The 23,818-nt window shown below is 59.6% G+C and carries 25 protein-coding genes; 8 read left to right on the forward strand and 17 right to left on the reverse strand.

Annotation, left to right across the window (positions count from 1 at the left end; translation table 11 throughout):
- The first annotated feature begins 248 nt into the window (after positions 1–248).
- The 8 genes from F6V25_RS15765 (at position 249) to F6V25_RS17105 (ending at position 7,140) form a co-directional block, all read left to right on the forward strand.
- Entirely contained in the window at positions 249–2,780 is a 2,532-nt protein-coding gene (locus F6V25_RS15765) for an SPFH domain-containing protein (RefSeq protein ID WP_151129570.1), read from the forward strand.
- A gap of 56 nt (positions 2,781–2,836) precedes the next feature.
- Complete coding sequence (locus F6V25_RS15770) at positions 2,837–3,577, forward strand: zinc ribbon domain-containing protein (protein WP_151129571.1); 741 nt, start codon at positions 2,837–2,839, stop codon at positions 3,575–3,577.
- The gene (locus F6V25_RS15775; RefSeq protein ID WP_151129572.1) at positions 3,574–4,176 is read left to right on the forward strand and encodes a glycerol-3-phosphate acyltransferase; all 603 of its coding nucleotides are present in this window, start codon (positions 3,574–3,576) and stop codon (positions 4,174–4,176) included. Before F6V25_RS15770 ends, F6V25_RS15775 begins: the two co-directional genes overlap by 4 nt.
- A gap of 19 nt (positions 4,177–4,195) precedes the next feature.
- A complete protein-coding gene (locus F6V25_RS15780) occupies positions 4,196–5,368 on the forward strand; it encodes an MGDG synthase family glycosyltransferase (RefSeq protein ID WP_218043563.1) in 1,173 nt (390 codons plus the stop codon).
- A gap of 41 nt (positions 5,369–5,409) precedes the next feature.
- Entirely contained in the window at positions 5,410–5,916 is a 507-nt protein-coding gene (locus F6V25_RS15785; RefSeq protein WP_151129573.1) for a hypothetical protein, read from the forward strand.
- A 108-nt stretch (positions 5,917–6,024) separates the two neighbouring features.
- Positions 6,025–6,483, forward strand: a complete 459-nt coding sequence (locus F6V25_RS15790; protein ID WP_246167073.1) for a hypothetical protein — start codon at positions 6,025–6,027, stop codon at positions 6,481–6,483.
- Positions 6,484–6,663: 180 nt separating this feature from the next.
- On the forward strand, positions 6,664–6,954 hold the full coding sequence (locus tag F6V25_RS15795; RefSeq protein ID WP_151129574.1) for a hypothetical protein: 291 nt from the start codon (positions 6,664–6,666) through the stop codon (positions 6,952–6,954).
- Positions 6,955–6,987: 33 nt separating this feature from the next.
- Positions 6,988–7,140, forward strand: a complete 153-nt coding sequence (locus tag F6V25_RS17105; protein WP_191966232.1) for a hypothetical protein — start codon at positions 6,988–6,990, stop codon at positions 7,138–7,140.
- Positions 7,141–7,143: 3 nt separating this feature from the next.
- Here F6V25_RS17105 and F6V25_RS15800 read toward each other — a convergent pair whose 3' ends face one another.
- From F6V25_RS15800 to F6V25_RS15880, 17 genes are all read right to left on the reverse strand, one after another.
- Complete coding sequence (locus F6V25_RS15800; protein ID WP_151129575.1) at positions 7,144–7,710, reverse strand: HPP family protein; 567 nt, start codon at positions 7,708–7,710, stop codon at positions 7,144–7,146.
- Positions 7,711–8,010: 300 nt separating this feature from the next.
- The gene (locus F6V25_RS15805) at positions 8,011–9,354 is read right to left on the reverse strand and encodes a nitrogenase component 1 (protein WP_151129576.1); all 1,344 of its coding nucleotides are present in this window, start codon (positions 9,352–9,354) and stop codon (positions 8,011–8,013) included.
- A complete protein-coding gene (locus F6V25_RS15810; protein ID WP_151129577.1) occupies positions 9,351–10,871 on the reverse strand; it encodes a nitrogenase component 1 in 1,521 nt (506 codons plus the stop codon). The genes F6V25_RS15805 and F6V25_RS15810 overlap by 4 nt, the downstream gene beginning before the upstream one ends.
- 59 nt (positions 10,872–10,930) lie before the next feature.
- A complete protein-coding gene (locus F6V25_RS15815) occupies positions 10,931–12,292 on the reverse strand; it encodes an epoxyqueuosine reductase (RefSeq protein ID WP_151129578.1) in 1,362 nt (453 codons plus the stop codon).
- A gap of 10 nt (positions 12,293–12,302) precedes the next feature.
- Positions 12,303–13,067, reverse strand: a complete 765-nt coding sequence (locus tag F6V25_RS15820) for an ABC transporter permease (RefSeq protein ID WP_246167074.1) — start codon at positions 13,065–13,067, stop codon at positions 12,303–12,305.
- 12 nt (positions 13,068–13,079) lie between these two features.
- Positions 13,080–14,129 (reverse strand): ABC transporter substrate-binding protein, encoded by a 1,050-nt coding sequence (locus F6V25_RS15825; RefSeq protein ID WP_151129579.1) that lies wholly within the window; start codon positions 14,127–14,129, stop codon positions 13,080–13,082.
- Positions 14,130–14,166: 37 nt separating this feature from the next.
- Positions 14,167–15,069: an ABC transporter permease gene (locus F6V25_RS15830; protein ID WP_151129580.1), complete on the reverse strand. Its 903-nt coding sequence runs from the start codon at positions 15,067–15,069 to the stop codon at positions 14,167–14,169.
- Between the two features lie 59 nt (positions 15,070–15,128).
- The gene (locus tag F6V25_RS15835) at positions 15,129–16,157 is read right to left on the reverse strand and encodes an ABC transporter substrate-binding protein (RefSeq protein WP_151129581.1); all 1,029 of its coding nucleotides are present in this window, start codon (positions 16,155–16,157) and stop codon (positions 15,129–15,131) included.
- A complete protein-coding gene (locus F6V25_RS15840) occupies positions 16,154–16,975 on the reverse strand; it encodes an ABC transporter substrate-binding protein (protein WP_151129582.1) in 822 nt (273 codons plus the stop codon). The genes F6V25_RS15835 and F6V25_RS15840 overlap by 4 nt, the downstream gene beginning before the upstream one ends.
- Complete coding sequence (locus F6V25_RS15845) at positions 16,972–17,787, reverse strand: ABC transporter ATP-binding protein (protein WP_151129583.1); 816 nt, start codon at positions 17,785–17,787, stop codon at positions 16,972–16,974. The genes F6V25_RS15840 and F6V25_RS15845 overlap by 4 nt, the downstream gene beginning before the upstream one ends.
- A 10-nt stretch (positions 17,788–17,797) precedes the next feature.
- Positions 17,798–18,454: a DUF1847 domain-containing protein gene (locus tag F6V25_RS15850; protein ID WP_151129584.1), complete on the reverse strand. Its 657-nt coding sequence runs from the start codon at positions 18,452–18,454 to the stop codon at positions 17,798–17,800.
- Positions 18,455–18,618: 164 nt separating this feature from the next.
- On the reverse strand, positions 18,619–19,494 hold the full coding sequence (nifH, locus tag F6V25_RS15855; protein WP_151129585.1) for a nitrogenase iron protein: 876 nt from the start codon (positions 19,492–19,494) through the stop codon (positions 18,619–18,621).
- A gap of 12 nt (positions 19,495–19,506) precedes the next feature.
- Positions 19,507–19,851: a NifB/NifX family molybdenum-iron cluster-binding protein gene (locus F6V25_RS15860; protein ID WP_151129586.1), complete on the reverse strand. Its 345-nt coding sequence runs from the start codon at positions 19,849–19,851 to the stop codon at positions 19,507–19,509.
- Between the two features lie 372 nt (positions 19,852–20,223).
- Entirely contained in the window at positions 20,224–21,069 is an 846-nt protein-coding gene (locus tag F6V25_RS15865; protein ID WP_151129587.1) for an ABC transporter ATP-binding protein, read from the reverse strand.
- Between the two features lie 4 nt (positions 21,070–21,073).
- Positions 21,074–21,916 carry an ABC transporter permease gene (locus F6V25_RS15870; protein WP_151129588.1) on the reverse strand — a complete coding sequence of 281 codons (843 nt, stop codon included), beginning with the start codon at positions 21,914–21,916 and terminating at the stop codon, positions 21,074–21,076.
- Entirely contained in the window at positions 21,898–22,812 is a 915-nt protein-coding gene (locus F6V25_RS15875) for an ABC transporter substrate-binding protein (protein WP_151129589.1), read from the reverse strand. The genes F6V25_RS15870 and F6V25_RS15875 overlap by 19 nt, the downstream gene beginning before the upstream one ends.
- A gap of 37 nt (positions 22,813–22,849) precedes the next feature.
- Positions 22,850–23,800 carry an ABC transporter substrate-binding protein gene (locus F6V25_RS15880; RefSeq protein WP_191966233.1) on the reverse strand — a complete coding sequence of 317 codons (951 nt, stop codon included), beginning with the start codon at positions 23,798–23,800 and terminating at the stop codon, positions 22,850–22,852.
- Positions 23,801–23,818 lie beyond the last annotated feature (18 nt).

Genomic DNA, 23,818 nt, shown 5'->3' on the forward strand with positions numbered 1-23,818 from the left:
GGAATCTATGTGGATACCGATTTTTTACTGCGTCAAAAAGATACAAATGAAGGGCGAAAGATATGCTTTCGGTGTTATGTTTTTATATAAAAACAGATAGATAGGCATATTATACAAGCATGTTAATTATTTTAACACTTTGAAATTACATTGTGATTTTGTTTTCTGTCATGTAGAAGAAAGTATATTTTCAATGATAAGCAATAGCCATCTAGTTGAAACGCGGAACATCACCTAGGAGGAACCTCATGTACGATGCTGTAGCCCTCTTTTCCTGGATTGCCCATCATTACTACTACTTTCTCGCCTTTACCGTCCTTGTCATCCTGCTCTGGAACTCGGTGGTGGTGGTCGGCGGCAACGAGATCGCCCTTATCGAACGCAGGTGGTTCGGCAGCAAGATGCCCCAGGGACGGGTCGTGGCCCTGGGCAAAGAGGTCGGCATCCAGGCGCGGACCCTCGGCCCCGGCCTGCATTTCCTGATTCCATTCATCTACAAGGCAACCAAGAGCGTCTTTACCGAGATTTTGGAGAACGAGATAGGCCTGATCGAGTCAGTGGATGGCTCGGCCATCCCCTCCGGACGAATTTTTGCCACGGTGGTGGCCGGCCATAACTCCTTTCAGGACGGCGAAACCTTCATCAAAAACGGCGGCCAGAAGGGGCCACAGATCGAGGTGCTGCCTCCGGGCAAATACCGGATTAACCCCTACCTGTTCAAGCTGACCAAGGGGAGTGTCACCGAGATCAAGGATTTCGAGATCGGCATCGTGGAGTCGGTTGACGGCGTCGCCATCCCGGAGGGAAAGATCTTTGCCCAGGCAGTGGCAGGCCACTCGTCCTTTCAGAACGGCGAGGCATTCATCACCAACAGCGGCCAGAAGGGGCCACAGATCGAGATCATCCCGCCGGGCAACTACCGTATCAACCCCTATCTGTTCAAGGTAACAAAAGGCGAGGCCACCAAGATCAATGAAGGGGAGATCGGCCTGGTCGAGTCTGCCGATGGTTCTGCTATACCGGCCGGCCGCATCTTTGCCAATGTGGTGCCGGGACACAACTCCTTCCAATCCGGCCAGGATTTCATCAAGAGTGGCGGCCAGAAAGGGCCTCAGACAGAGATTCTGCCGCCGGGCGTCTACCGTATCCATCCGAATCTCTTCAAGATCACCAAGGCCGCAGCCGTGGTAATCGCCAAAGGCGAGGTCGGCATGGTCACGGCCCAGGACGGCGCCCCCATCCCCATGGGGCGGCTCCTGGCCCAGAGCGTACAGGGACACTCCAATTACGAAAACGGCGAGGTGTTCCTGAAGAACGGCGGCCAGAAGGGCCCCCAGATCGACGTGCTGCTGCCGGGCACCTATCGCATCAACCTGAACCTGTTCCAGGTGCAGGTTGCTCCCGCCGTGGTCATCGAGGCCAACAAGGTCGGCCTGGTAACCGCCCTGGACGGCATCCCGCTGCCGGAACGGGAATACGTGGCCTCCCCCATCAGTGGCCACAACGATTACCAGGACGGTTCCGCCTTCCTGACCAAACAGGGACAACGCGGCCCGCAATTGGACGTGCTGCGGCCGGGCACCTATTACATCAACCCGTTCATGTTCAGCGTAGAACTCGATGATGTGGCCGTGATCGAACGCGGTCAGGTCGGGGTCGTGGTGTCGAACGTGGGCGAGGACCCCACGGAGGAAATGAAGAAACGGCTCGGTTCCTCACAGAATGGCGCCACTGAGGAAGAAGGCAAGGAAAAGTATGTCGTGCCCACGGGATTCCGCGGCATCCAGGAGGAGGTGGCCGGTCCGGGGCGCTATTACCTCAACCGCCGGGCTTTCATGGTGTACGTGATCGACACCACCAACATCACCATCGACTGGGACGACCAGGAAGACACCCGCTTCGACCAGTTGACGGTCATTTCCAAGGACGGCTTCCCGATCCAGGTTTCGGTCAAGGTCGTGATCCGCGTGCGTCCGGACCAAGCCCCCTACATGGTGGCCAAGGTCGGCTCCATCGACAACCTGATCCAACACGTCATCCACCCCATGATCGACTCATCGTTCCGTAACCAGGCTTCCACCGCCTCGGCCATGAACTTTCTCCAGAGCCGTTCGGAGGAGCAGACCAAGGCCGAAAACCGTGCCCGGACAGATCTTGAGCGCTATCACGTTGAGTGCGTGTCGGTCCTGATCTGCCAGATCCGCCTGCCCGAGGAATTGATGCAGACCCAGACCAAGCGGATCATCGCCGAGCAACAGCAGGAGATGTACAAGATGGAGCAAAGGTCCCAAGCGGAGCGCACCGAGATGGAGAAAATGCGCGCCACCGCCGACCAGCAGCCCACCCTGGTGGCATCGGAGATTGCCGTGAAGGTGGCCACCCAGAAGAAGACCGAGATGATCACCCTGGCCGAAGGCACGGCAGAGTCCAAGGCCTTGGAAGGCGTCGGCGAGGGCAAGCGGCTGAAGGCCATCGGCGACGGCGAAGCGTCCAAGATCGCGGCCATCGGTGAGGCGACCGCCCAGGCCTACAGCAAACAGCAGGAGGCCATCGGCGAAGAGGCCATCAAGCAGATCAAGATCGTTGAGCTGATCTCCACCGCCATCCAAAACGGCAACATCAAGATCGTCCCGGATGTCTTGGTCACGGGCGGCGGCAATGCCACGGAAGGGCTGATGGGGATGCTGACGAAACTGCTGCCCGGAGTGGATATACCGGCGTTGGTGAAACAATCCGCACCATCTGCCGCGATAGGGCGACCGGAGTCGGGGCGGGCGTAACAGGTTGCGATGCCTATGATATCACGAGGAATGTTTTCAGGCGGAGACGGAGCACCATGATCTGCCCCAAATGCACCCATGAACAGCCTGACGGCTCCGACCACTGCCTGCGTTGCGGCGTTATCTTCGCCAAGGTGCATTCTGCGCCGCAACTGGTAACCGTTGAAGTCGCCGCAACGCCTACCGCTACCTTGTCAGGGGTGACCGGTCCGTTCAAAGAACGACTGTTCGCGGTTGAGGCGGAGGAAAACCGGCTATTGCTGGCGGGACGTTTCTGCCTCTGGCTGGGCCTCGCCGTATGGGGAGTCCGGTTCATGACGGCGCCAATCAGCGGGGAGTTTTTCAACCAATCGTTCATGCACCTGATCAACCTCCCTTTCCACGAGGCGGGTCACCTCTTTTTCTCTCCCTTCGGCAGATTTCTCCAGGTCCTGGGCGGTACCCTGGGGCAATGGATCATACCGTTAGTGGTAACAGTGGCCTTCCTTCTCAAGACGGACCGGTTTGCCGCCTCGGTCGGCCTCTGGTGGCTCGGCCAGAGCTTCATGGACATCGCGCCCTACATGGACGACGCCCGGGCCGGGCAGTTGATGCTCCTGGGCGGGGTTACCGGGAGCGAGGTGGCGGATTACCACGACTGGGAGATCATCCTGACCCGCCTGGGGTGGATGCGGTACGACCACCTCATCGCACGCCTCTCCTTCGGCTGCGGCGCGGTCCTGATGCTTGCGGCGCTCCTGTGGGGCGGCTGGGTGCTGTACCGCCAGAAGGGCGCGGGCGTATCGAGGCGTTCATGACACAAACCATTATCGCCATAACCGTCGCCTACCTGCTGGGCTGTTTCGCCACCGGCTACTACCTGGTGCGGTTTTTGACCGGCCAGGATATCCGCGCCACTGCCAGCGGCAACCTGGGGAGCCGCAACGTGGGGCGTCTGTTGGGCACCAAAGGTTTTATCCTCACCTTTCTCGGCGATGCCGGGAAGGGGCTGCTGGCGGTCTGGCTGGCCCGTTACCTGAGCCCCGCCCCGTGGCTTCCCTGCGCCGCCCTGCTGGCGGCTGTTGCCGGGCACATCTGGCCGATACAGCTCGGCCTGCGCGGCGGCAAGGGGTTCGCCACCTTCGCGGGTGGAATGATCCTGCTCAAGCCGCTGGTGCTGCTGACCGGCCTGGCCCTCTGCGCCGTGGCCTATCCGTTTCTGCGCGGCACCACCAAGACCGGCCTGGTGGCCCTGGCCTGCTCCCCCCTGTTTGTCGTAGCAGGGCATCTGCGGAGCGGCACCCCACCCGTATCGGTGGAAACGACGCTCTACTGCCTGCTGGTGCTCGTGGTCCTCTACGCCCACCGTACCAACATCCGCAAGGAATTTTTCAATCGCGGCGGCTGTTTGGGATAATACCGGAGGCTCCTGATTTGTGCAAAACTGCCAACACACGGATATCACCATGACCGGCACCACCGGTAAACGGCAAAAAATCGCCATCCTGAGCGTCTCGGCCGGCGCCGGCCACGTGCGGGCCGCCCAGGCGCTCCAGGCCGCGGCGGAGAAATGGTATCCCAACCTGGAAACGGTCCACGTGGACCTGATGGCGCTGGTGCCCAAACTGTTCAAGACCATCTACGCCGACACCTATATCAAGGTGGTGGAACGCCACCCGGCCTTTTGGGGCTACCTCTACGACAAGACCGACCGCGACAAGGTGGATTCGGCCCTGAGCCGCCTGAGGAGCGCCATCGAGCGGCTAAATACCCGGAAGCTGAAACGGGTGCTGGCCGAGATCGCCCCGGACCATGTGATCTGCACCCACTTCCTGCCGGCCCAACTGCTGGCGCGCCAGATCCGCAAGGGAGAGTTCAAACGGCCGGTCTGGGTACAGGTGACCGATTTCGACGTGCATGCCCTCTGGATTCACGAGGGGTTGAACGGCTACTTCGCCGCCCACGACGAGGTGGCTTGGCGCATGGCCGAGCGGGGTATCCCGGCGACCGGCGTTCGGGTGACCGGCATCCCGATCATGCCGGCTTTCGGACAAAAATTGGACCGCGCCACCTGCGCCGCTGAACTGGGGCTCGATCCCGGCCGGAAAACGTTCTTGATGATGTCCGGCGGCGCCGGTGTGGGGAGTATCCAATTTCTGGCCGAACGGCTGCTCAAACTGGAGGGGGATTTCCAGATCGTGGCCCTGGCGGGAAAAAACGAGCGACTGCTGGCCGATCTCCGGGCCATGGCCCACCACCATCCGGGCCGGCTCTTCCCCCTTGGGTTCACCAAGGTGATCGAGCGGGCCATGGCGGCTAGCGACCTGGCCATCACCAAGCCGGGCGGCCTGACCACCTCGGAATGCCTGGCCATGGGGCTGCCCATGATCGTGGTATCGCCGATCCCGGGCCAGGAGGAACGCAACGCCGATTTCCTGCTGGAAAACGGTGCGGCCATGAAGGCCTGCGACGCCGGTGCCCTGGCCTGGCGGGTTGATATGCTGCTGCACGAGCCGGAGCGTCTGGCGCGCATGGGGGAGAAGGCCCTGGGGCTGGGGCGGCCGGATGCGGCCCGGCAGGTGTTGGAGATCGTTCAGGGCACGTTCTAAATCCTTTTCCCCGCACAAACAAGCTGAAGGTGAAACCGTCTATGAAAAAAACCCCTTGGTCCCACGCAGGGCACCTGTTGCTCCTCATCACCTGGGTAACACTCCTGGGGCTGTTCTTTGCCATGACCGAAATCCAGATCGAGGGGGCTAACGGCTGGGCCGCTTCCCTGCCCACCTGGCGCGTCGAAAAGCATTGGCTGCTGGACCTTTTCTGGGGCGGCCGGGCCATGACCGGCTACCACGCCTGGGTATTTTCCTTCATGTGCCTGGTCTTCCACCTGCCCCACGCCATCGTGGGACGGATCACCTGGCGTCAGGAGGCGCGGTGCCTCGGTTCGTTGATGATCTTCTGGATCATCGAGGACTTCCTCTGGTTCGTTATGAACCCGGCCTTCGGCATCGCCCATTTCAGGCCGCAATTCATCCCCTGGCACAAACATTGGGCCGTGGGCGTGCCCACGGATTATCTACTCTTCACCGCGGTGGGATCCCTGCTCCTCATGGCTTCTTTTTCAGGATTGCGCTCGAACGAGAGAGTACAGCCGTGAACTGAATCACAGAGTTTTCCTTTCCTTACTGCGCTCGCCTTTCATTAATTGCCTATTGAAATTCCCCTCACAACTTGAGAAAATGAATCGAGAAGGAGGTACGCGATTATGATACGCAAAGCGCTACTGCTCATGGGAGCCCTGTTCCTGCTGGGAGGGTTCACGTCGCTCCCGGACCGGCTCAGGGAACAACTAAAAACGTCACCACAGCATTATTCCCAGTTTGATGTGAATATGGGGTGGGATGTGAAAGCGGAGAAGGGCATCACCGCCATTAACGGCGTTATCCAGAATGTCCGTTATGCAACGATGGAAGATATTGAGATCTGGGTATCGTCGATTGACGCCAGCGGCAAGGTCGTCAGCCGGTCAGTGGGTTATGTGATCCCGCGGACCCTGGAGAAGGACGGTCTTACCACCTTCGGCGTCACGTTGCCGACCATGGCGGCGCCGGGCACAAAACTTATTTTCACCTACAAATACAGTGGGAGTGACGACGGCGGCTCGGATGGCGGCGGCACCAAGTGGATGCAATCGTTTGAATCGATCGTTTCTCCCCCTGCATAGAGACGGGAAGCAGGGAGCACAGAAAAGCCCACCCCGAAAGAGGTGGGCTTTTCTGTGCCTGGTCGCGGCGCGTGGAATTTCCGGATAATATGAATAATTTGACGTACGTCATGCATAAGGTGAATGCAGGGGGGTATGCTGCTCTCGGATAGCGACACACCAATTCAGGAGGAGCAGACTATGTGCGATTGTGGACCAAACGGAGGACCGGGAGCAGGGCCGTTTGCCACCGGCAGAGAACTTGTGGAATTCGTGCTTGCAGCCCATGGCGGTGCTCTAGCAGCGTCACCCCTACCCAATGGCGGGCTGACGGCAACGTGCCAGGGATGCGGCGCATCCTTTTTACTGGTGTCGTTCGTCCAGGCCTGCCCGGAGTGCGGCGGCGTGCATGCCGTATCGCCGCCTCGCGCCGCAGACCCGGCTGCCATCCAGTTTGCCGGGGCCAATTTCGTCCTGCCGACGGTGCCGTGAACCTACGGCGACTCTGGGGGAAAGGAGCATGTAATGGTCACCACAAGTGAAATCGTCGTTACGGCAACCATCTGGGTGCTGACCGCAACCGGCGGGTTCTTCGGGATGCGCGCCGCGGTGCGTAGGAAACGAGAAAAACGCGCCGGGCTGGATGCAGACAAGGCGATGCGCAGAAATAGCATCTAAAAGCTAGAGCCAATGTTTGGGGTACGAGCGATGATACACCACGTTATTGGTAAAGATCGCCGTTGCCAGAAGGATCAACGCCCCTGCCAGCACCGGCATCAGGATGAAGCTCGGGCCCACCGCCCCCTGTACGCCGATCAGGGCGGTGGCTCCGCCGGGAGGATGGGTTGTGTGGGTCACGTTCATCACGAAAATGGCCAGCCCCACCCCAATGGCCATGGTCACCGGCGAGGAGCCGAAGAGGGCGACCACAACCACCGCCACCGTGGCGGAGACAAGGTGCCCTCCGACCAGGTTGCGCGGCTGCGCCAGCGGCGAATCCGTGGCGCCGAACAGGAGAACCGCCGAAGCGCCGAACGAGCCGATCAGCAAGGGATGGCCGACCAGGGTAGTCACCTCGCAAATAGCAAGAATACCCAGGGTGGCGCTGATGAAGCTCCAGACGGCATAGCGCAGCGACATGGGCGGGCGCGGCCCCCGGAGCGGGGCTTTGCAGTTGCGGGGCAGCCTGGCAAGCCTCTTATTGATCGCAAGGTGCCTTCTCACAAAGATTGAAATGCGTTTTTTCATTCAGCCGATGCCTCCGATTTCATGACCAAGATACGTTTCAGGCGGTATGCGCCGCTGACAACCGGGCTCAGTGCCCGCAAAAGATGGTGCTGGAGCGTGCATTCGGAACACGTCAAAGGTAGCATAAATCACCGGCATGGCTTTGACTCAGATCAAAAATGCCGTGATGCGGGGCCATGAATGGCCGTGTCGTGCGCGGGAGAGATGGCCGGGAAAAGGAAAACCCGCTCAACCCTCGGAAGGGTGGGCGGGTTCACGATGCGACGTCTGGAGCGGTATCACCCCGGTGCCGGAAGGAGTCTACCTCCCCGCCACAACAGCGCTGAGGATATCCTCGGTCAGGCGCAGTCCTCCGCGGAAACCGGTGTAGCCCCGGTCGAGCACGGCACGGTTGGACACCGGGAAACTGACCGACAGGTGGGGAGCGCCGATGGTCTGGGCCAGTTCCCGCTCCAAAGAGCTGCCGATGACAAAGGCCGGGCTGAAGGCGTTATGGTACTTTTGGCCACCGGCCGGCGGCCATTTCTTCTGCAGGTGTTCGATGGCGCGGCTGCCGTCGGTCTCGAAGACCAGCGTGCTCTTGTAGCGCGACTCCAGAACGTTCAATTGGCTGGTCAGCCGGTCCTTTTCCTCGTCCTCCAAGGGGTCGGTGCAGACGGTCAGTTCGGGGAGCCATCCCAGGTCGTCGGCCAGGAACTTGGTCAGGGCCGTGGCATAGTTGGCGTCGCCCACGACGATGGCGTAACGTTGCAGGTCCAGGTCGTTGAGGCAGTCGGTCAGCGGTTCGAGGAAGCGGAAGTAGGCCTGTTTCTCCCGGCTGAGGACCGTGTTGACCTTCTGCCGGGAAATCTTCAGGGCCTTGCCCACGCTCCGCAGGAAGGCTTCCGAGGCGCTGGCGCCCACCGGCAACGACAGGCTCAGAAAGGGTGTGCCGTGGATATCTTCGAACAGCTTGGCAGCCTCAACCCCGTAGACGTGGGACACGACGATGTTCAATGAGGCCGCCCCGGCCCCGCGGATGTTCTCTATGGTGTCTTCCGAGGTAAAGAACGAGTTGACGGTCAGCCCCAGGGCCTCCAGCAGACGGCGCACCCCTTCCAGGTTGCCGCGCCAGAACGGGTCTGCCGACGGCACGACGCCCCACAGGTTGACGCTGTTTTTGACCTTTGCCGCGCCGCGCTCCACGAATTCCCGGAACAGGGACTGCAAGGCCAGATCGTATCCCCAGTAGGAGTTTCCCTTGAATCCCCCGGTCTCGGCGCCGATGATCGGAACATTCTGATCGCGGAAATCGGAAACCACCGTCTTGATGTCGTCGCCGATCACCTCGGTGACGCAGCCGGTCAAGATGGCGTAGATCTGGCCGTCCATGACCTTGAGGGTACTTTCGACCTGTTCCCTGAGGCGCGCATCGCCGCCGAAGACCACCTCCCGTTCCTGGACGTTGGAACTGGGGATGGAGAGGGGCCCGCAATACCCCCCCACCTGGAGACCCGAGCCGCCGTTCTGGGCCCAGGCGAAGTTGCCGGCGCAGCCCGAGGCGGAATGAAGGATGGGGATGCCTCCGGGAAGGGCCGCGATGGTTGCCGCAGCACCGCCAAGTGCGCACACGTAACGGGGCCGTTCGATAAAATTGTCGCTCATGCCGCTGTACCTCCACGTTGATCGATATGGGAAAAGGGGTCCGCTGTGTACCAGGCATCGCTGTAGGGAAGCCGGAGGTTTTCGCCCAGCTTGCGGTTATAGATCGGATTTTTGAGCTGGCGGTACAGGCGGCGGGCGACCTCGTAGACCCCCCGGTAACCGATGTAAGCCAGTCCGGTGTTGTAGATGACATGGGTGGGAATGCCCAGTTTGGCGGCGGTGCCGTTGCCGTTGGCATGCCCCAGAAACAGGTCCGGCTTGATCCTTTTCAGCAGGTTGGCCTCCTCGAAGGGCTGTACGTTGGCGATATCGATCACATAATCGTCCTTGCTGGAATTGGCCAGTTTCCGATATTCCCCCTCGGCGAATTCGTCGTGGTGGAAGGAGCGGATGCCAGAGACCGTGAGCCCCAGCTCTTCCAGCAGACGGGCCGTTGCCAGGGCGCGGAACTCGCCGGCGCTGATGAAGACCCGCTTCCCCTCGAACAAGGGGCGGAAGACCTCAAGCGCCTCCCGCAGTTCCCGTTCCTCATGCTCTATGATCCGCTCCGCCTTCTCCTCTTCGCCGAAACGGGCCGCCACGTCCCGCAGCCAGAGGCCGGTGTTCTCGATGCCGATCGGCATGTGGCGGATCAGGGAGGGGACGCCGAAACGCTCCTCCAGATAGCCGAGGAAATAGTCGTCATGGGTCGGGCAGGTGCTGACCGACAGTGCCGCCTGGGTGGCCTTGACCATGTTCTCGGGATGGGCGAAGACCGGGAAGACGTTGACATCCAGACCGAGGGTGGTCAGGAGGCGTTCCAGCTCCACCTCGTCGACACGCCCCATGGAGGACACGTTCATAAGGTTGACGGTGCGGGGCAGCCGCTCCAGCCCCTTGAAGGGCGCCAGGCCGTCCTCGGTCGGGGCCTGTTCACCTTCCCGAAGCAGGGTACGGCCGATGCCGTGGTAGACCGCATCGTAGGCCGTGGCCCAGATCTTGGTTTTGAAACCTTCACAATGCACCGGTAGCAGTTTGGCGGTCACCTGGGGCTGGACCCGTTGCACCACGCCGTCGATATCGTCGCCGATGATGCCGGGTACACAGCCCGCCACCACGGTGATGCTGAAGGGGCGGTACCGCCGGTCGGCCTCGATGATGGCCTTTTCCAGTTTTTCTTCGCCGCCGGTGATGACATCGGTTTCATCCATGGCCGTGGAGAGCCAGACGCCGTCCTTGGGGCGTCCCCAGCGCGCATTGCTGCCGAAGCGCACATTGGTGTTCTGGGAGTGGGTGCAGCCGCCGCAGCCGATGGCGCTGTGCAGCAACACCACATTGTCCGGAAGGGTGTTGAGCATGGCCAGGGCCGGCAGGATCAGGCAGATGGACCCTTGGGTGAAGGAGCGTTCGCCGTCGTCGTGCAGGCAGGACTTCTTGCCCTTGGCGCCGGCCATTTCGCAGATCGTGCCGCCGTGGGCGATGCAGGCCTTGAGGCGGTCTTCACGCTTTGGGGGGGATTTCAGGTCGATAGAGCTCATGGTTGTTCCTTTCTCCGTTTTTCCAGATGTTTTCATCTCGTTCCCGCTCAGGTATGGCGTTACAGCGTTTTTCTGATCTTTGCCGGAATCCCCCGCGAGCAGGGGATATTGGTGGAGCAATGACCACAAGAGCCGTAATTCCATTCCTTGAAATGTTCCTTGTTGCCGTGGGTCTCGCACCTTCCGGGCAACTTGCCGGCATCGGTGACGGCCCCGGTGGGGCAACGCCTGATACAGGCATCGCAGCTTCCGTCAAAGGCATACAGACAGTAGCCGTAGACCTCCGTGTAGTTCCTTTCCGTCGGGGTCAGGTGCAATGTGGTGACGACACTGCACAGCCGCCCCAGGCATCCCTTTTCGGAGATGAAATTCTGGTGCAGGCCGAAGGTGCCGAGTCCGGCGGCGAAAGCGGCATGCCGCTCCGACCAGAACGGCCGCCAGTTATCGGAATCGTAGCGGGGGTCGATATTGGGCGCGACAGCCTTGCCACCATGCTGCGCGGCAAAACGGATCAAGGCCCGGCGGACCACGTTGAGAAACTTTGAGCCGTTCCATTTGCCGGACGAAAATTCGATGGCGGAATAACGCTGCTCCCTGGAGTAGTTGGCCGATATATGCTCCGTGAACGGCAGAAAGACGCTGATGACCGAACGGGCTCCCGGCAGCCATTCATAGGGGAGCCGGTGCCCCGGGCCGACCACCTCCGGGTCCTGAAAACGCTCGAACAACGAGTCATGGGCGGAAGCGATGCCGATCAGCGGTTCAGCCCAGATCGGCGGGTTTGTCCCTTCCGGGAGCGCGTTGCGGAAATCGGTCTTCACCAGATGAGCCACAAAATGCAACAGTTCATCGTACGGGACATCGGGCCGAACCTTTCCGTCAATCACATTTTTCGGCACGGGATCGGGCTGGAAGAACAAGGGGTTGATCCCGTTCTTGATCTCCCGCCCCCTGGTCTTCTGCTCGGGGTTGGGATGGGGCGATCCCTTGACGATCAGAGGGACGTCAAAGGGTTTTCTGAAGCCGGGGGGCGACCCCTTGGTGAAGTCATAGGCGGTCCAGATATAAAGTTGTTCGTAGATATTTTCCAGCAACTCCTCGGCCAGTTCCGTCGCGCTTTGCCCATCGTTCAGGCGGGTGGCCCCCTCTTCCGGGAACAGTTCTCCCTCTATGAAGTAGTAGACCTCCTGGCGGATGGGGATGCTGGCGTTGCGCAGGGTGGCGGTCCGGTCCGAGGTTCGCACGGCAAGTACCTTGCGCCGGTCGGGCCTGTATTCATAAAGGTTCGCCTGGAGGATGTAGTCTTTCAGGCATTCGAATACCGACTGGCGATTGAGGATATTCGGGTACGGTTCGCCCCACTTGGGGATCTCGTTGACAAACAGCGAAGTGCTTTCGGATGATAAATTTTTGCCGGACATGACGGTCTCCTTACCGTTTCCCTGTCCAGTACAGGGCTCTGCGCTGGATCGCATCGAAAATTTCCATCATCAGGATGATGAAGATGGACATGAAGATCATGCCTGCCAGGACACGGGGATAGTCGGAGAAGTCCGAATAATACTGAATGAAATACCCCATGCCGGATTTGGCCCCGAACATCTCCGCAACCGTCAGCAGGATGAAGCTGAAGACCAGCGCCATCCCGGCCCCGGCAAAGATATGGGGGAGCGCCCCCGGAAAGACCACCAGTCGGAACAGGCGGTTGCCATGGAGCCCCAACGCCCTGGCGTTATCCAGATAACGTTCCTCCAGCAGCACTACCCCATGGATGGTCCCCATCAGGATGGGCCAGAAGGCGCCCACAAAAACGATGAATGCCGACGAGAGCCAGAACGTGGGCAGTACGGAGATGGCGTAGGGGATCAGCATCGTGGGTGGGATCGGGCTGATGCCCCTGAAGAGGGGCATCAGCGTGGTCCGCACGGCCTGGTGATAGCCGACGAAAAGCCCTAGGACGACACCCAGGACCAAAGCCAGGAAATAACTGGGCAGCAGCAGGCCGAAGGAGCTCAACAGGCCTTCGAGGAGCTTGGGGAGCGCCTCGGCAAATGCCGGGAGAATCCTGGAAAGCCCGGGGAACAGGACCGGTTCCAGCCATCCCGTGATATCGGTAGCCAGTTCGAAGATGGCTACGAAGATCAGGATGATGATGACTGTCCCGGTGTATTTTTTAACGTTTGTGGTCAGTAACACGGGCTATTCCCTCTAACTGTTCTGCTTTTCAAAGTGTTTTTTCGCATTCAGGTAATAACGGTCCTTGGGATTGCGGCGGATCAATTCACCGAGCGCGTCGCGGTACAACTGGGTGTTGATGTAGCGATTGATATCCAGTTCCGACGTGACATAGTTGATCTCCTTCAGCTCATGCCACATCTGCTTGACCCGGTGCTTGTCGGGATCGACGCTGACGTGCTGGTGCGGTTCACTCACGAAGGTGGCAGCCAGGTTGTCGTCGATATTCATATAGCGCTTGGTTATGTTCTGGGCCAATTTGGGGTTGGTGTCCTTGATCTTTTCGGCTTGCAGCAGAGCCCGCAGGAAAGCCCGGTAGACGTCCGGGGCGCCGTTGACCGCCTTGCCCTTGGCGACGATGCGGCAGCAGGGATGCTGCGGGAAAAAATCGTTGCTCCACCCGACGATCGCGAGGCCGGATTCCTTGGCTTGCAGGAAGATGGACGACGCACCGATACCCACATCGACCTTGCCCGATTTGACCGCTTCCAGCACAGCAGGCGGATTTTTCAGTTCTATGATCTTCAGATCTTTGTTCGGGTCGAGTCCGGCGCGTTTGAGCGCCCCGCGCCAGACCACGTCCGCCGTATAGAGCCGGGGAACGGCAACCGTTTTCCCCTTGAAGTCCCTGATGGTTTTAAATTGCCCGGCCCGCGCGGGAAGGGCTATTACCGGATGCCCCCCTGCCAGGGCCCCGCCGATGATAGTAAAGTCGGATCCCTTGGAGATAAAGGTCAGCGGCGCCGCCGTGCCGAAAGAGATCCCGATGTCGATCTTGCCGCTGTTGAGCGCATTCAGGCCGTCGCCGGTGCTGCTGAACTGCACCAATTCGACCTCGACGCCCTCCTTGGTAAAGAGCTTCTGATCCTGGGCGACAAAGGCCAGGATGCTGGCGCCGCCGGGGGTATAGCCAACCTTGAGTTTTCCCTGCTGTTTGGCCTGTGCCTGGGTCATGGTCAGCAGCAGCGCGACCAGCACCAGGGCAATAATGTTGCCTGCCAGTACCACTTGTTTCAACCTCATCTGATTCTCCTTTAAGTAATATGAAAATGGACTAAAGTTAGTTCCGCCACCTCAGTAAATGGCGTTCAAGCCGTTCCGTGCCGAAGGTAATGACCAGCACCACCAGACTTATGAAGATGATGCCCACGACCACCCGCGGGTAGTCGGCAAAGTCGGCGAAGTTCTTCACATACCAGCCGATGCCCGAGTTGGCCCCGATCAGTTCGGCGGCGGTCAACAGCACGAAGGCAAAGACCAGTGCAAGCGTAGCCCCGGTGCAGATGGAGGGCATGGCACCCGGCAGGATGACCCGCAGCAGCAAGGTATGCTCCTTCAAGCCCAGTACCCGGGCGGAGTCCAACAGCCCCTTGGGGATGTTGAAGACACCGTTGACCGTGTTGATGAAAATGGGCCAAAAAGCGCCGATGAAGATCACGAAGATCGAGGCAGCACGGAAGCTCGGCAACAGGGCAATGGCGTAGGGAATATAGACAATGGGCGGAATGGGCCCCAGCACCTTGGTGAACGGGTTGACGGCATGGAACAGGCGGACCCGCCAGCCGACCAGAAGCCCCAGCGGCAGGGCGGTTGCCACAGCCAGCAGATACCCGCTCACCAACAGGATCAGGGAGTTCACCAGCCCCTTGAGCATGTCCGGCAATTCGGCCACGAACAGCGTCAATACCGCTTCCGGCTGGGGGAAGAGCATCTTGTCCAGCACAATGAAGCGGGAGGTGGCCACGTACCATGCCAGAAGAATGGCAAGGATGATGGCGCTCACATCGCTGGATCCCCGACGCGATGCTTCATTTTTGACGGTAGCCAGCATGATCAGATCAATGGCCTTGACCACAATGGCCACGGTCAGGAGGTGCCAGGGGACCGGCCCCGCCGACGGCCAGAGAATGGCTGCCAGCAGGGTGATAAAGAGCAGGTTTGAAGTAGTTGTTACCTGGTTCATGGGTTATATCCTGATAGGTATGAATGTGCGGTTCCGAATCGCAGCCCTGGAATGCCTTCTCAATTGTTCTTTTTGTAGAAGCTCAGCATCTGCTGATAGACCTTGTCCTTAGGATTTTTCTTGATGACCGAATCAAGCGCCTGCTTGTAGATGTCGGTGTTGATATGCTTATCGATCGGGTAGTCCTGAGGGATGTAGCCCGCTTCACGGATATGCTGCCAGAAATCCAATATTCCCTTGCGGAGCGGGTCGGGGTTCGATTCGGACACCTTTTTCACGTACGTTTCATTGCGGACGATGCCTTCGTCGATCTTCAGGGACTTGGTATAGATCCTGACCGTCTCTTCGGGGTTGGTTTTATAGAACCTGTAGGCACGGATCAGCGCGGCCAGGAAACGGCGATAGGTATCCTTGTCGGCATTCAGTTTGGCCGTGGGGGCAACGATGCGGCAGCAGGTGTATTTGGGGTAGTATTCTTCAAGGTAGTGGGCAACCTTCAAGCCGCTGTTCTTCTCGGCCAGTGAAAAGTGAGGCGGCCACAGGAGTCCGGCATCCACAGAACCTTTCTTGATCGCCTCCACCACCGCCGTGGCCGAGCCCAGCTCAACGAACGTGATATCCTTTTTCCAGTCGATGCCGGCTTTTTTCAGGGCGCCCTTGAAGATGACATCACCGGTGGAAAGCTTCACTAGGCCGATCTTTTTCCCTTTGTAGACCTTGAGGTTTTTACCCGCAAGTTCGGCCAGACGATCCGGACGGGTGACAATGGCCTGTCCGCCGATCATCATGCCGCCGAAGAAGGTGAAGTCGGACCCTTTGGAAATGAACAACAGCGGCGCGGTGGTGCCGAAGGTGCCCACGTCCAGTTTTTCAGCCTTGAGCGCAGCTATGCCCTCGGAGGCGCTGCCGAACTGGAACAACTCCACGTCAACCCCTTCTTCCTTGAAGTAGCCCTTTTCCTTGGCCACGAAGTACAACCCGTGGGCCGGCTCAGGGACATACCCCACCCGAAGCTTGGGCAGGTTCGCGGCAACAGCGACGGACATCATGAACATTGACAGCAGGAAAGCGGCGATGATCCTCTTCATTGGGTACTACCTCCTTGTAACGTAAATAGTCTGCCGGAATTGGCCGGGCAGCAATTGGGCGTGCAGACCGCCTTGGAGAACAGCTCTTGCAGGACAGGGTCCATGGGACCAATCAACAGGCGATCCAGCGCATCACAGTAAATCTCTTCATAGACATGGTTTGCCAGGAAATCACCCGGCATAGCGGCATCCTGGAGGCCGAGCCCTTGCCAGATGCGGAGCATGCGCCAATAGTCAGGATTGGGGTCGAAATGGATATTCGGGACGGTTGCACCTTGCGATAGCTTCTGCAGCGTCGCCTGCCTGACTACCGGTGATTGTTGCTGCAACGTGCGGTGGGCCCGGATCAGGGCGGCGGTCAAGCCGATGATGGAGCCCTTTTCGGCCACCGGCCGGTTTGCCGGTACGAGCACGACAATCCCCCTGCGCTCCTGCTCACCCTGGTGGTTTTCGTCCAGGCTTGCCAGCGGCCCCGTGTCGGTGGGGGTCCCGCCTCCGGCAATGATGCGAAATCCCTTTCCTTTGGCTATCTGCCCCAGCGCCTCTCCGACCATGAAGGCCCCGGCGTCGATGGAGCCCGCTTCAAGGGCGGCCAAGCCGCTGGCGGTATCCTGAAATTTGACCAGCTTGACCTGCAATCCTTCTTCGCGAAAATGCCCGTGTGTTGCGGCAACGCGGCACAGGGCGCTGCCGGGGTGGTCCAGATAGCCCAAGCGGAAAAATTTTCCCGCCGCATGGCACGGCATGACGCCGGAGACCAGCAACAGTACCGCCATGAGAGACGGTGCCGCTATCCGGTGGACATGCCCGAAATTCATATCCCATCCCCCTGGGATGCGACTATCTGACCGGCATCCAGCTCGGAGAGGATGTTTTCGTACAGCACCGTGACCAGCCGGTCCCGCAGCGTCTGGAAGGTCTGGTTGTGGTACAGTTCCTGGCGGATGCGGGGACGGGGTAGGTCCACCTCGAATACTCCCTTTATGGTACCGGGATTGACACCCAGCACAACGATGCGGTTGGCCAGCAGGATGGCCTCCTCCACGTCGTGGGTAACGAAGAAGACGGTCTTGCGCTCGTCCTGCCGCTGCTGCCAGAGCTGGAGAAGCAGGTCCTGGAGCCGAGCGCGGGTGATGGCGTCCAGCGCGCCGAAGGGCTCATCCATCAGGAGCACCGGCGCGTTGATGGCAAAGGCCCGCGCAATGGCCGCCCGCTGGCGCATCCCGCCGGAAAGCAGGCCGGGGAGCTTGTCATAGGCATCCGCCAGGCCGACCATTTCCAGGTAGCCGGCCGCCGTCTCCCGGTACTCATCTTTCTTCTTTCCGGGGAAGGCCTGTTCCAGGGCCAGGACGATATTCTGCCCGGCGGTCATCCAGGGAAACAGGGAGTAATCCTGAAAGACCACGCCCCGGTCCAGGCCGGGACCGCTGATCTGCTTCCCGTCCAGGGTTATACCGCCTGACGACGGAAAGGAAAGGCCCGCCAGAAGCCGCAAGAGCGTGCTCTTGCCACAGCCGGACGGCCCCAGCAGGCAGACGAAATCTCCCGGTTCGGCGGTAAAGGTGATGTCCTGTAGGACCCGTTGGTCACCGTAGGAATAATTGACGTTGGACAATGTTACTTCATACATGGAAATATCCTCACAGATCCCGTTTATCGGCCAGCCGCTTGTAGTACGAGTGACTGGTGTACAGCGCGCCGACCGGGTTATGGGCCAGCACGCGGTCCTTGACCACAAGGTAGGTTACCGGCGCTTCGGAATATTTTATGAACATGGAATCGTGGCCGACACACAGGCCGACGATTATGTTCAAATCGGTTTTTTCCCTGGCCAGGATGCGGGCCTGAAGCACCGGGTTGCAGGCCGATTCGTGCTGCCCTTTGTTGATCTTGAACTCTTCAGGAATACCCAATTCGGTCTTGTCCACCGAACCGACCTTGCAGGCCACGGTATAGCTCTGGATTCCCTGGGCATCGAGAAACTTGATGAAGTTTTTGGTCTCGTTGATCAGGCCGACGCAGGTGGCGATGCCGACCTTCTTTGCCTTGATGCGGCGCGCAAAGGCGGCCACTTCCTCCACGCGGGTCAACCTGCCGTAGTAGGTCCCTTCGACCTCTGCGGCGGCGTTGGAAATTTTCGAAACCAACGGATCTTCGCGATAAATGCGGTTGACCTCCTCAATTTCCTGTTTATCCTCGGCCTCGGTCAGGCAGAAGGCGGGAAAAACGGAGGTCCGCGAGTTGCAGTTGATGGTGGCGCAGTCGCCACAGGTCAGTACGTTCTTTTTCTTGGCCATGATTCTCTCCGAAGTAGGGTATTTGCGACTGTTGAAAAGCTCAGGTTGTTCAAAAATAGTCAGATCGTCGCACCCGGAGAAGGCCCTGAGGAGGCGTAGCAGCGCTACGCCGCACGAAAGGGCTTTCGAGGAGGGCGGCGAGATGGCTGTTTTTCAACAACCTCTTAGATGCTTGCCCCGCTGCTGCGGACCTCCCCGGCCTCAACGGCCAGGATCTGATCGGACCAGTCGGCGGCCCACTTGCGCAGCGCCTCCGCGCTCAGCGGCTCCGGCACCCTGGATTCCGTGTGGTTGGCGATCCGGTCGGCAAGCTTCTTATAGACCTGGGCCTGCTCGGAATCGGGGAAGGCCTCGATGGTGGTCTTACCCTGCAACTCGGCCTGGGTGACGGTGATCGAACGAGGTACATACTCCATCACCTGGGTGTTGGTGCGTGCCACGAAGTCGTCGATGATATGTTTGGCATAGGGTGCATTGACGGAGTTGGCGATCACGCCGCCCAAAAGTGCCCCACCGTTGTTGGAGTACTTCTTGATGCCGGTGAACAGATTGTTTGCGGCGTAAATGGCCATAAAGTCCGACGACGACACCGTGAAAACGTGCTCGGCGATCCCTTCCCGGATCGGTACGGCAAAGCCGCCGCAGACCACGTCCCCCAGGACATCGTAGATTACGTAATCCAGGTCCAGTTCCTCGAAAACCCGTTGCTGTTTGAGCAGCTCAATGGCGGTGATAATGCCGCGACCAGCGCAGCCGACCCCCGGCGCGGGGCCGCCGGCCTCCACGCAGTGGACGCCGTTGAAACCGGAGAAGACCACCTCGCTGGCCTTGGCGCTCTTCTTTTCCCGCAGGGTGTCAAGGATAGTGGGTATATAGTTGCCCCCCCGCAGGGTGACGGTGGAGTCGTTCTTGGGGTCGCAGCCGACCTGCATGACCTTGTAGCCTGCTACCGACAGGGCGGCGGTGATATTGGAGGTGGTGGTGGATTTACCGATGCCTCCCTTGCCATAGATCGCTATCTGTTTCGGTTTTTTTGCCATCTGTTCCTCCGATTATTTGATGTAGGTAAAACGCTTCGACGCCCGCAATGTTTCCAGGGCCTCGTCAATGGGGCCACCCATGGTGAAGGCCAGAATCCGGTGGCCGATGAGGGCGTCGATGGCGCCGGGGCCGACCTGGGCGGCCACGACCCCTCGGCAGTCGGAAATGAGTTGTGCCGCCTGGTCCAGAACATCGTCGTCGTGCTGCTGCCCCCCGCAGACCGGGGTATTTTTCCGCAGTTCCAGGAATTCATGCCCTTCGTCGTGCAGCCGGTAGATGCGGAAGGCCTGCGCCCTGCCGAAATGCTCGTTTATTGTCGTCCCGTCGCTGCTTGCCACGGCGATCTTTACATCCATGAGCCAGCTCCTCGTTGGGGTAGAAAATAAAAAAAGAGGTCAAGGTATGGGCGAAATTCTCGCCCAGCCTTGACCTCCAGTGTATCTGGTCGGCCGTTGCCGGTATGATTGTGTGAAGCTGAAACAGTTGGACAGAGTTCTTGACTTAAGTGGTGTTGCTTAAGTGATGGTCAAGTTAACATTTACAGGTGGCTCCGTCAACAAAAAAATAATATTATGTCTATCTATTTTATATTTTATTTAAATATTCGTAGAAAAGTGGCAAAAACGCACCCGCTTTCAGACTCATTTTGTTGAGTAATCAAGGGGATAATCATTGAATGCGGAGAACGTGGCGCAAGCGCGGTTCAGCGGAGGGCGTACAGGGCCGGGCTACGTATTCAGAAAATGGGACAAAACCTGCTCCTTGAGACCCTGAACGGCAACAGTCTGATGCCGTCGCGGCCGGGGAACGTCAATGGCAACCCGACCACGAATCGCTCCAGGCGCAGGGGAAAAGACGTAGACCTCGTCGGACAGGCAGACCGCTTCGCCCACATCGTGAGTCGCCAGAACAATAGTTATGCCACTGGTTTCCCAGAGACGCACCAGATCGTCCTGGAGCTTTTCCCTGGTCAGGGCGTCAACGGCTGCAAAGGGCTCATCCATTAGGATGATCCCGGGTTCCGCGGAAAAGGCCCGCGCCAGGGCCAGCCGCTGACGCATGCCGCCCGACATGTGGGCTGGGTAGCTGTTGGCGGCCTCCTCCAGTCCGACCATAGCCAGATAGTGGCGGGCCAGTTTTTCACGCTCACCCCGGGGGACGCCGCGCAGCCCCAAGACGAATTGTACGTTCTGGCGGGCGGTCATCCAGGGGAAGACGGCGTAGTCCTGAAAGATCATGGCGATGTCGTGCCGGGGTTTGTTGCGGAAGAGGCTGTTGGCGATGGGCGAGAGAAAGCGGTGTTTTTTGCGATACGCTTTAATCCCGGACGGTGTGTTGGGTAGCGGCTCCAAGAGCCGAGTCCCGTCGATGCGCACCTCGCCGTGGGACGGCGCCTGGAGACCGGCCAGAATTTCCAGGAAGGTGGACTTGCCGCAGCCGGTCGGACCGACCAGGGACACAAAGGCGCCGTCCCCGATGGTGAGCGACACCGACTGCAGCACCGTCTTGTCCGTCGTACGCCCCTGCCCGCTTGAAATGGGAAAGGTTTTGGTGATAGCGACCGCCTCGATCATGGCGTCACCGTTCGATGCGCCATACGGCCAGCTTCAACTCGGCGTATTTCATGATTTCGGTCATAAGCCATCCCGCCGCGCCCAGGATCAGCATGCAGACCACCATCCGGTCGATCTGAAAATATTCCTTGCCCCGCAACAGCAAATAGCCTATTCCGCTGCCGCCGCTCTGCATTTCGGCCACCACCAACATGACCAGCCCCAGGGCGATGCCGATCCTGATCCCCATGATAACCGAACCAAGGGCGTGCCAGATATGGACGTGGGTGATGATGGTAAATTCACTGGCGCCAAAGACGCGGGCCGAGGCGATGTACCGGGGGTTGGTTTCACTGATTCCCTGGTAAGTACTAAACAACACCGGATAGAAAACCCCCAGGAAGATGAGGAATACCTGCATCGGCAGGCCGATACCCAGCACGATTATGGTGACCGGCACCCAGGCCGGCGGCGGGATCGGCGCCAGGATCTGGAACAGAGGCAGGCAGTGCTTGCGGATGAACCGGTTCCACCCCATCACCACCCCGAGGGGAAAAGCGGTCGCCACCGCCAGGGCGAAGCCGAGCAAGAATCGGAGCGCGCTCTCGCCCAGGTGTGCCAGCAGGTGTTGTTTCTGAAACATCTGGCTGCAGGCGGAAACAAGTGTTGAGGGTGGCGGGACCAGGGATGCGGGCACCAGGCCGAGCAGGGGCAGGACCTCCCAGAAGATCAGCAGCGGAACCAAAACGGTCAGGGATTCCCGGGACAACAGGCTGCCGAAGGATGACCGCCAGAAGAGCCGCACCTCAACCAACAGCCGCCGCCAGCGACCTTCAGCCTCACCCGCAATCAGCGGAGTACCAGGCATCGCCCATCTCCCAACTCCTTGCGCAGGTCATCGCCCACCGTCACGAAGTTTGCCGCCGGCAGCCGCTCCAGGTCTTCCCGGGAATAACCGAGCCTTTTGCTTACCGCCTTGCGTAGTTCGGCAGGGGGCAGTGCGCTGGCCGCCAAAAGGGACTGCACCACCGGCTTGAGCGCCTCCACGGCCCCTCCCCTGACCACCAGAAAATAATCGCTCTGGGCCAGGGCCGCCGGGCAACATTCGTCGCCGGCCTTGATGTCCCAATTCTGGTAGAGCACCTTGTGCCCCAGATGCTCGGCGAGTACCGCGTAGGAGCCCTTTACCAGCACGGCATCGACCTTGCCCGCCTCCAGAGCGGGCACCATCTCGTCGAAAGACATGAATCGGGTATGTATGCGATCCACATCGACGCCCAGTCGCTTGGCGTCCCTCCTGAACTGGTGGAGCAGCTTGCAGTCCGGCTCCTGGGCCGCAATGGTCCTGCCGGCAAGATCCCCCAGGCGGATGTTCAGGTCCTTGCGGATCACCAGCGTCGCGCCGTAGGGAAACTGTACGGCCCCGGCCACCTTGAGGGTCTCGCCTCCGGGTGCCTTGAGCAGCTTGACCGCCTTGTTGGTCTCCACGAATCCGGCGTCGATCTTGCCCGAGATTAGGGAATAGCCGATGTCGCCACCACTACCGATGGGGACCGCTTGCCAGGTGTGCGGCCGGCCTGTCTGGCGTTCATCGGCTGCGTAGATCGGTCCCAGCAGGGGGCTGTCCCCGTAGCCGATACGGAGCACCGGTGACGACGAGGCGGAACCCTGGGGAGGATTCTGCTTTTGGCATGCCGCACACAGTAGTATCGTTGTGAAGAGCAGCGCAAACCATGGGGCACGTGATTGTAGTTTCCGGTTCATCAGTTAGTAATCCTCCGCGGCTCCGTAGTGAATATGGTTAATGGACACGACCCCAGGTAATTCCCTTGAATGCTGGGGCATACAGGTTATCCTTCGGGTTTTCCCGGATTTCCCTCAGGGACGCCAACTCCTCACCCAGGGTGTTTAAACCTTTTTCATTGATCCTGTCGCTAAACGTAAAACGACGAGCGGCACGCGTGATCGCCTGCTGCGGCGCCCCGGTGTATTTCAGGGCTATCTCCGCGACCTGTCGGGAGGCAGGGGCTTTGTTGATAAAGCTATTGGCCTCCCGGATGGCCGCGACCAGGCGCTTGAGCGCGTCCGGGTTTTCCTTGAGATAGGCCGTGCGTACATTGATGGTTCGGCAGGGGAACTTTTGGGGGGCATCTCGCAGGACCACCCGATATCCTTTGATCTCGGCAATGGCGAGGTGTGGGTCCTCCAGGATGGCGCCATCCACCTTGCCGGCATCCAGTGCAGCTATGGCCTGCCCTCCGGCCAACTTTTCCAGGACAAAGCGGGCGCCGGTTTCACGGGCCTTTTTCTCGTAGGCAATGACCGCCTCGCAGGCCGGGGAACTGCCGGCAATGCGTTTCCCGTTCAAATCCTTGTAGGACTTGATGGGAGAACCTTTCGGAACGACGAGCAGCGAGGAGCAGGGGGCCTTGACCTGGGCAATTATCTTGAGCGGTGCGCCGTTGGCGATGGCCGAGACAGCCACCGACGGGCACGACCAGAAAACATCGGCTTGGCCTGAGATCACCAAATCGCGGGCCAGGGCCGGGTCCCTGGCCTCCACAATGGCGACGTCAAGCCCGTGTTTCCGGAACAACCCGCGTTCCTGGGCCACATACAGGTTCAGGTGGTTGGTTGTTTTGGCGTCGGCAACGATGATTCTGGCGGGGGCAGCGCCCTGGCGGGCCGCGACAGCCCCCGCCAGGACCGCAGAAACGCCAACAACAATAATCCCGGTTCTCCACATGCCCATATCGGTTTCCCCTTTGTT

The sequence above is a fragment of the Oryzomonas japonica genome (assembly GCF_008802365.1).
Lineage (GTDB): Bacteria > Desulfobacterota > Desulfuromonadia > Geobacterales > Pseudopelobacteraceae > Oryzomonas > Oryzomonas japonica.

Excerpts from the sequence above, each read along its gene's own strand:
- F6V25_RS15865 (WP_151129587.1), bottom strand. The coding sequence starts at position 21,069 with ATGATCGAGGCGGTCGCTATCACCAAAACCTTTCCCATTTCAAGCGGG.
- F6V25_RS15790 (WP_246167073.1), top strand. The coding sequence starts at position 6,025 with ATGATACGCAAAGCGCTACTGCTCATGGGAGCCCTGTTCCTGCTGGGA.
- F6V25_RS15870 (WP_151129588.1), bottom strand. The coding sequence starts at position 21,916 with ATGCCTGGTACTCCGCTGATTGCGGGTGAGGCTGAAGGTCGCTGGCGG.
- F6V25_RS15795 (WP_151129574.1), top strand. The coding sequence starts at position 6,664 with ATGTGCGATTGTGGACCAAACGGAGGACCGGGAGCAGGGCCGTTTGCC.
- F6V25_RS15775 (WP_151129572.1), top strand. The coding sequence starts at position 3,574 with ATGACACAAACCATTATCGCCATAACCGTCGCCTACCTGCTGGGCTGT.
- F6V25_RS15805 (WP_151129576.1), bottom strand. The coding sequence starts at position 9,354 with ATGAGCGACAATTTTATCGAACGGCCCCGTTACGTGTGCGCACTTGGC.
- F6V25_RS15860 (WP_151129586.1), bottom strand. The coding sequence starts at position 19,851 with ATGGATGTAAAGATCGCCGTGGCAAGCAGCGACGGGACGACAATAAAC.
- F6V25_RS17105 (WP_191966232.1), top strand. The coding sequence starts at position 6,988 with ATGGTCACCACAAGTGAAATCGTCGTTACGGCAACCATCTGGGTGCTG.
- F6V25_RS15850 (WP_151129584.1), bottom strand. The coding sequence starts at position 18,454 with ATGGCCAAGAAAAAGAACGTACTGACCTGTGGCGACTGCGCCACCATC.
- F6V25_RS15840 (WP_151129582.1), bottom strand. The coding sequence starts at position 16,975 with ATGAATTTCGGGCATGTCCACCGGATAGCGGCACCGTCTCTCATGGCG.
- F6V25_RS15765 (WP_151129570.1), top strand. The coding sequence starts at position 249 with ATGTACGATGCTGTAGCCCTCTTTTCCTGGATTGCCCATCATTACTAC.
- F6V25_RS15770 (WP_151129571.1), top strand. The coding sequence starts at position 2,837 with ATGATCTGCCCCAAATGCACCCATGAACAGCCTGACGGCTCCGACCAC.
- nifH (WP_151129585.1), bottom strand. The coding sequence starts at position 19,494 with ATGGCAAAAAAACCGAAACAGATAGCGATCTATGGCAAGGGAGGCATC.
- F6V25_RS15800 (WP_151129575.1), bottom strand. The coding sequence starts at position 7,710 with ATGAAAAAACGCATTTCAATCTTTGTGAGAAGGCACCTTGCGATCAAT.
- F6V25_RS15815 (WP_151129578.1), bottom strand. The coding sequence starts at position 12,292 with ATGTCCGGCAAAAATTTATCATCCGAAAGCACTTCGCTGTTTGTCAAC.
- F6V25_RS15830 (WP_151129580.1), bottom strand. The coding sequence starts at position 15,069 with ATGAACCAGGTAACAACTACTTCAAACCTGCTCTTTATCACCCTGCTG.
- F6V25_RS15810 (WP_151129577.1), bottom strand. The coding sequence starts at position 10,871 with ATGAGCTCTATCGACCTGAAATCCCCCCCAAAGCGTGAAGACCGCCTC.
- F6V25_RS15845 (WP_151129583.1), bottom strand. The coding sequence starts at position 17,787 with ATGTATGAAGTAACATTGTCCAACGTCAATTATTCCTACGGTGACCAA.
- F6V25_RS15785 (WP_151129573.1), top strand. The coding sequence starts at position 5,410 with ATGAAAAAAACCCCTTGGTCCCACGCAGGGCACCTGTTGCTCCTCATC.
- F6V25_RS15875 (WP_151129589.1), bottom strand. The coding sequence starts at position 22,812 with ATGAACCGGAAACTACAATCACGTGCCCCATGGTTTGCGCTGCTCTTC.
- F6V25_RS15825 (WP_151129579.1), bottom strand. The coding sequence starts at position 14,129 with ATGAGGTTGAAACAAGTGGTACTGGCAGGCAACATTATTGCCCTGGTG.
- F6V25_RS15835 (WP_151129581.1), bottom strand. The coding sequence starts at position 16,157 with ATGAAGAGGATCATCGCCGCTTTCCTGCTGTCAATGTTCATGATGTCC.
- F6V25_RS15880 (WP_191966233.1), bottom strand. The coding sequence starts at position 23,800 with ATGGGCATGTGGAGAACCGGGATTATTGTTGTTGGCGTTTCTGCGGTC.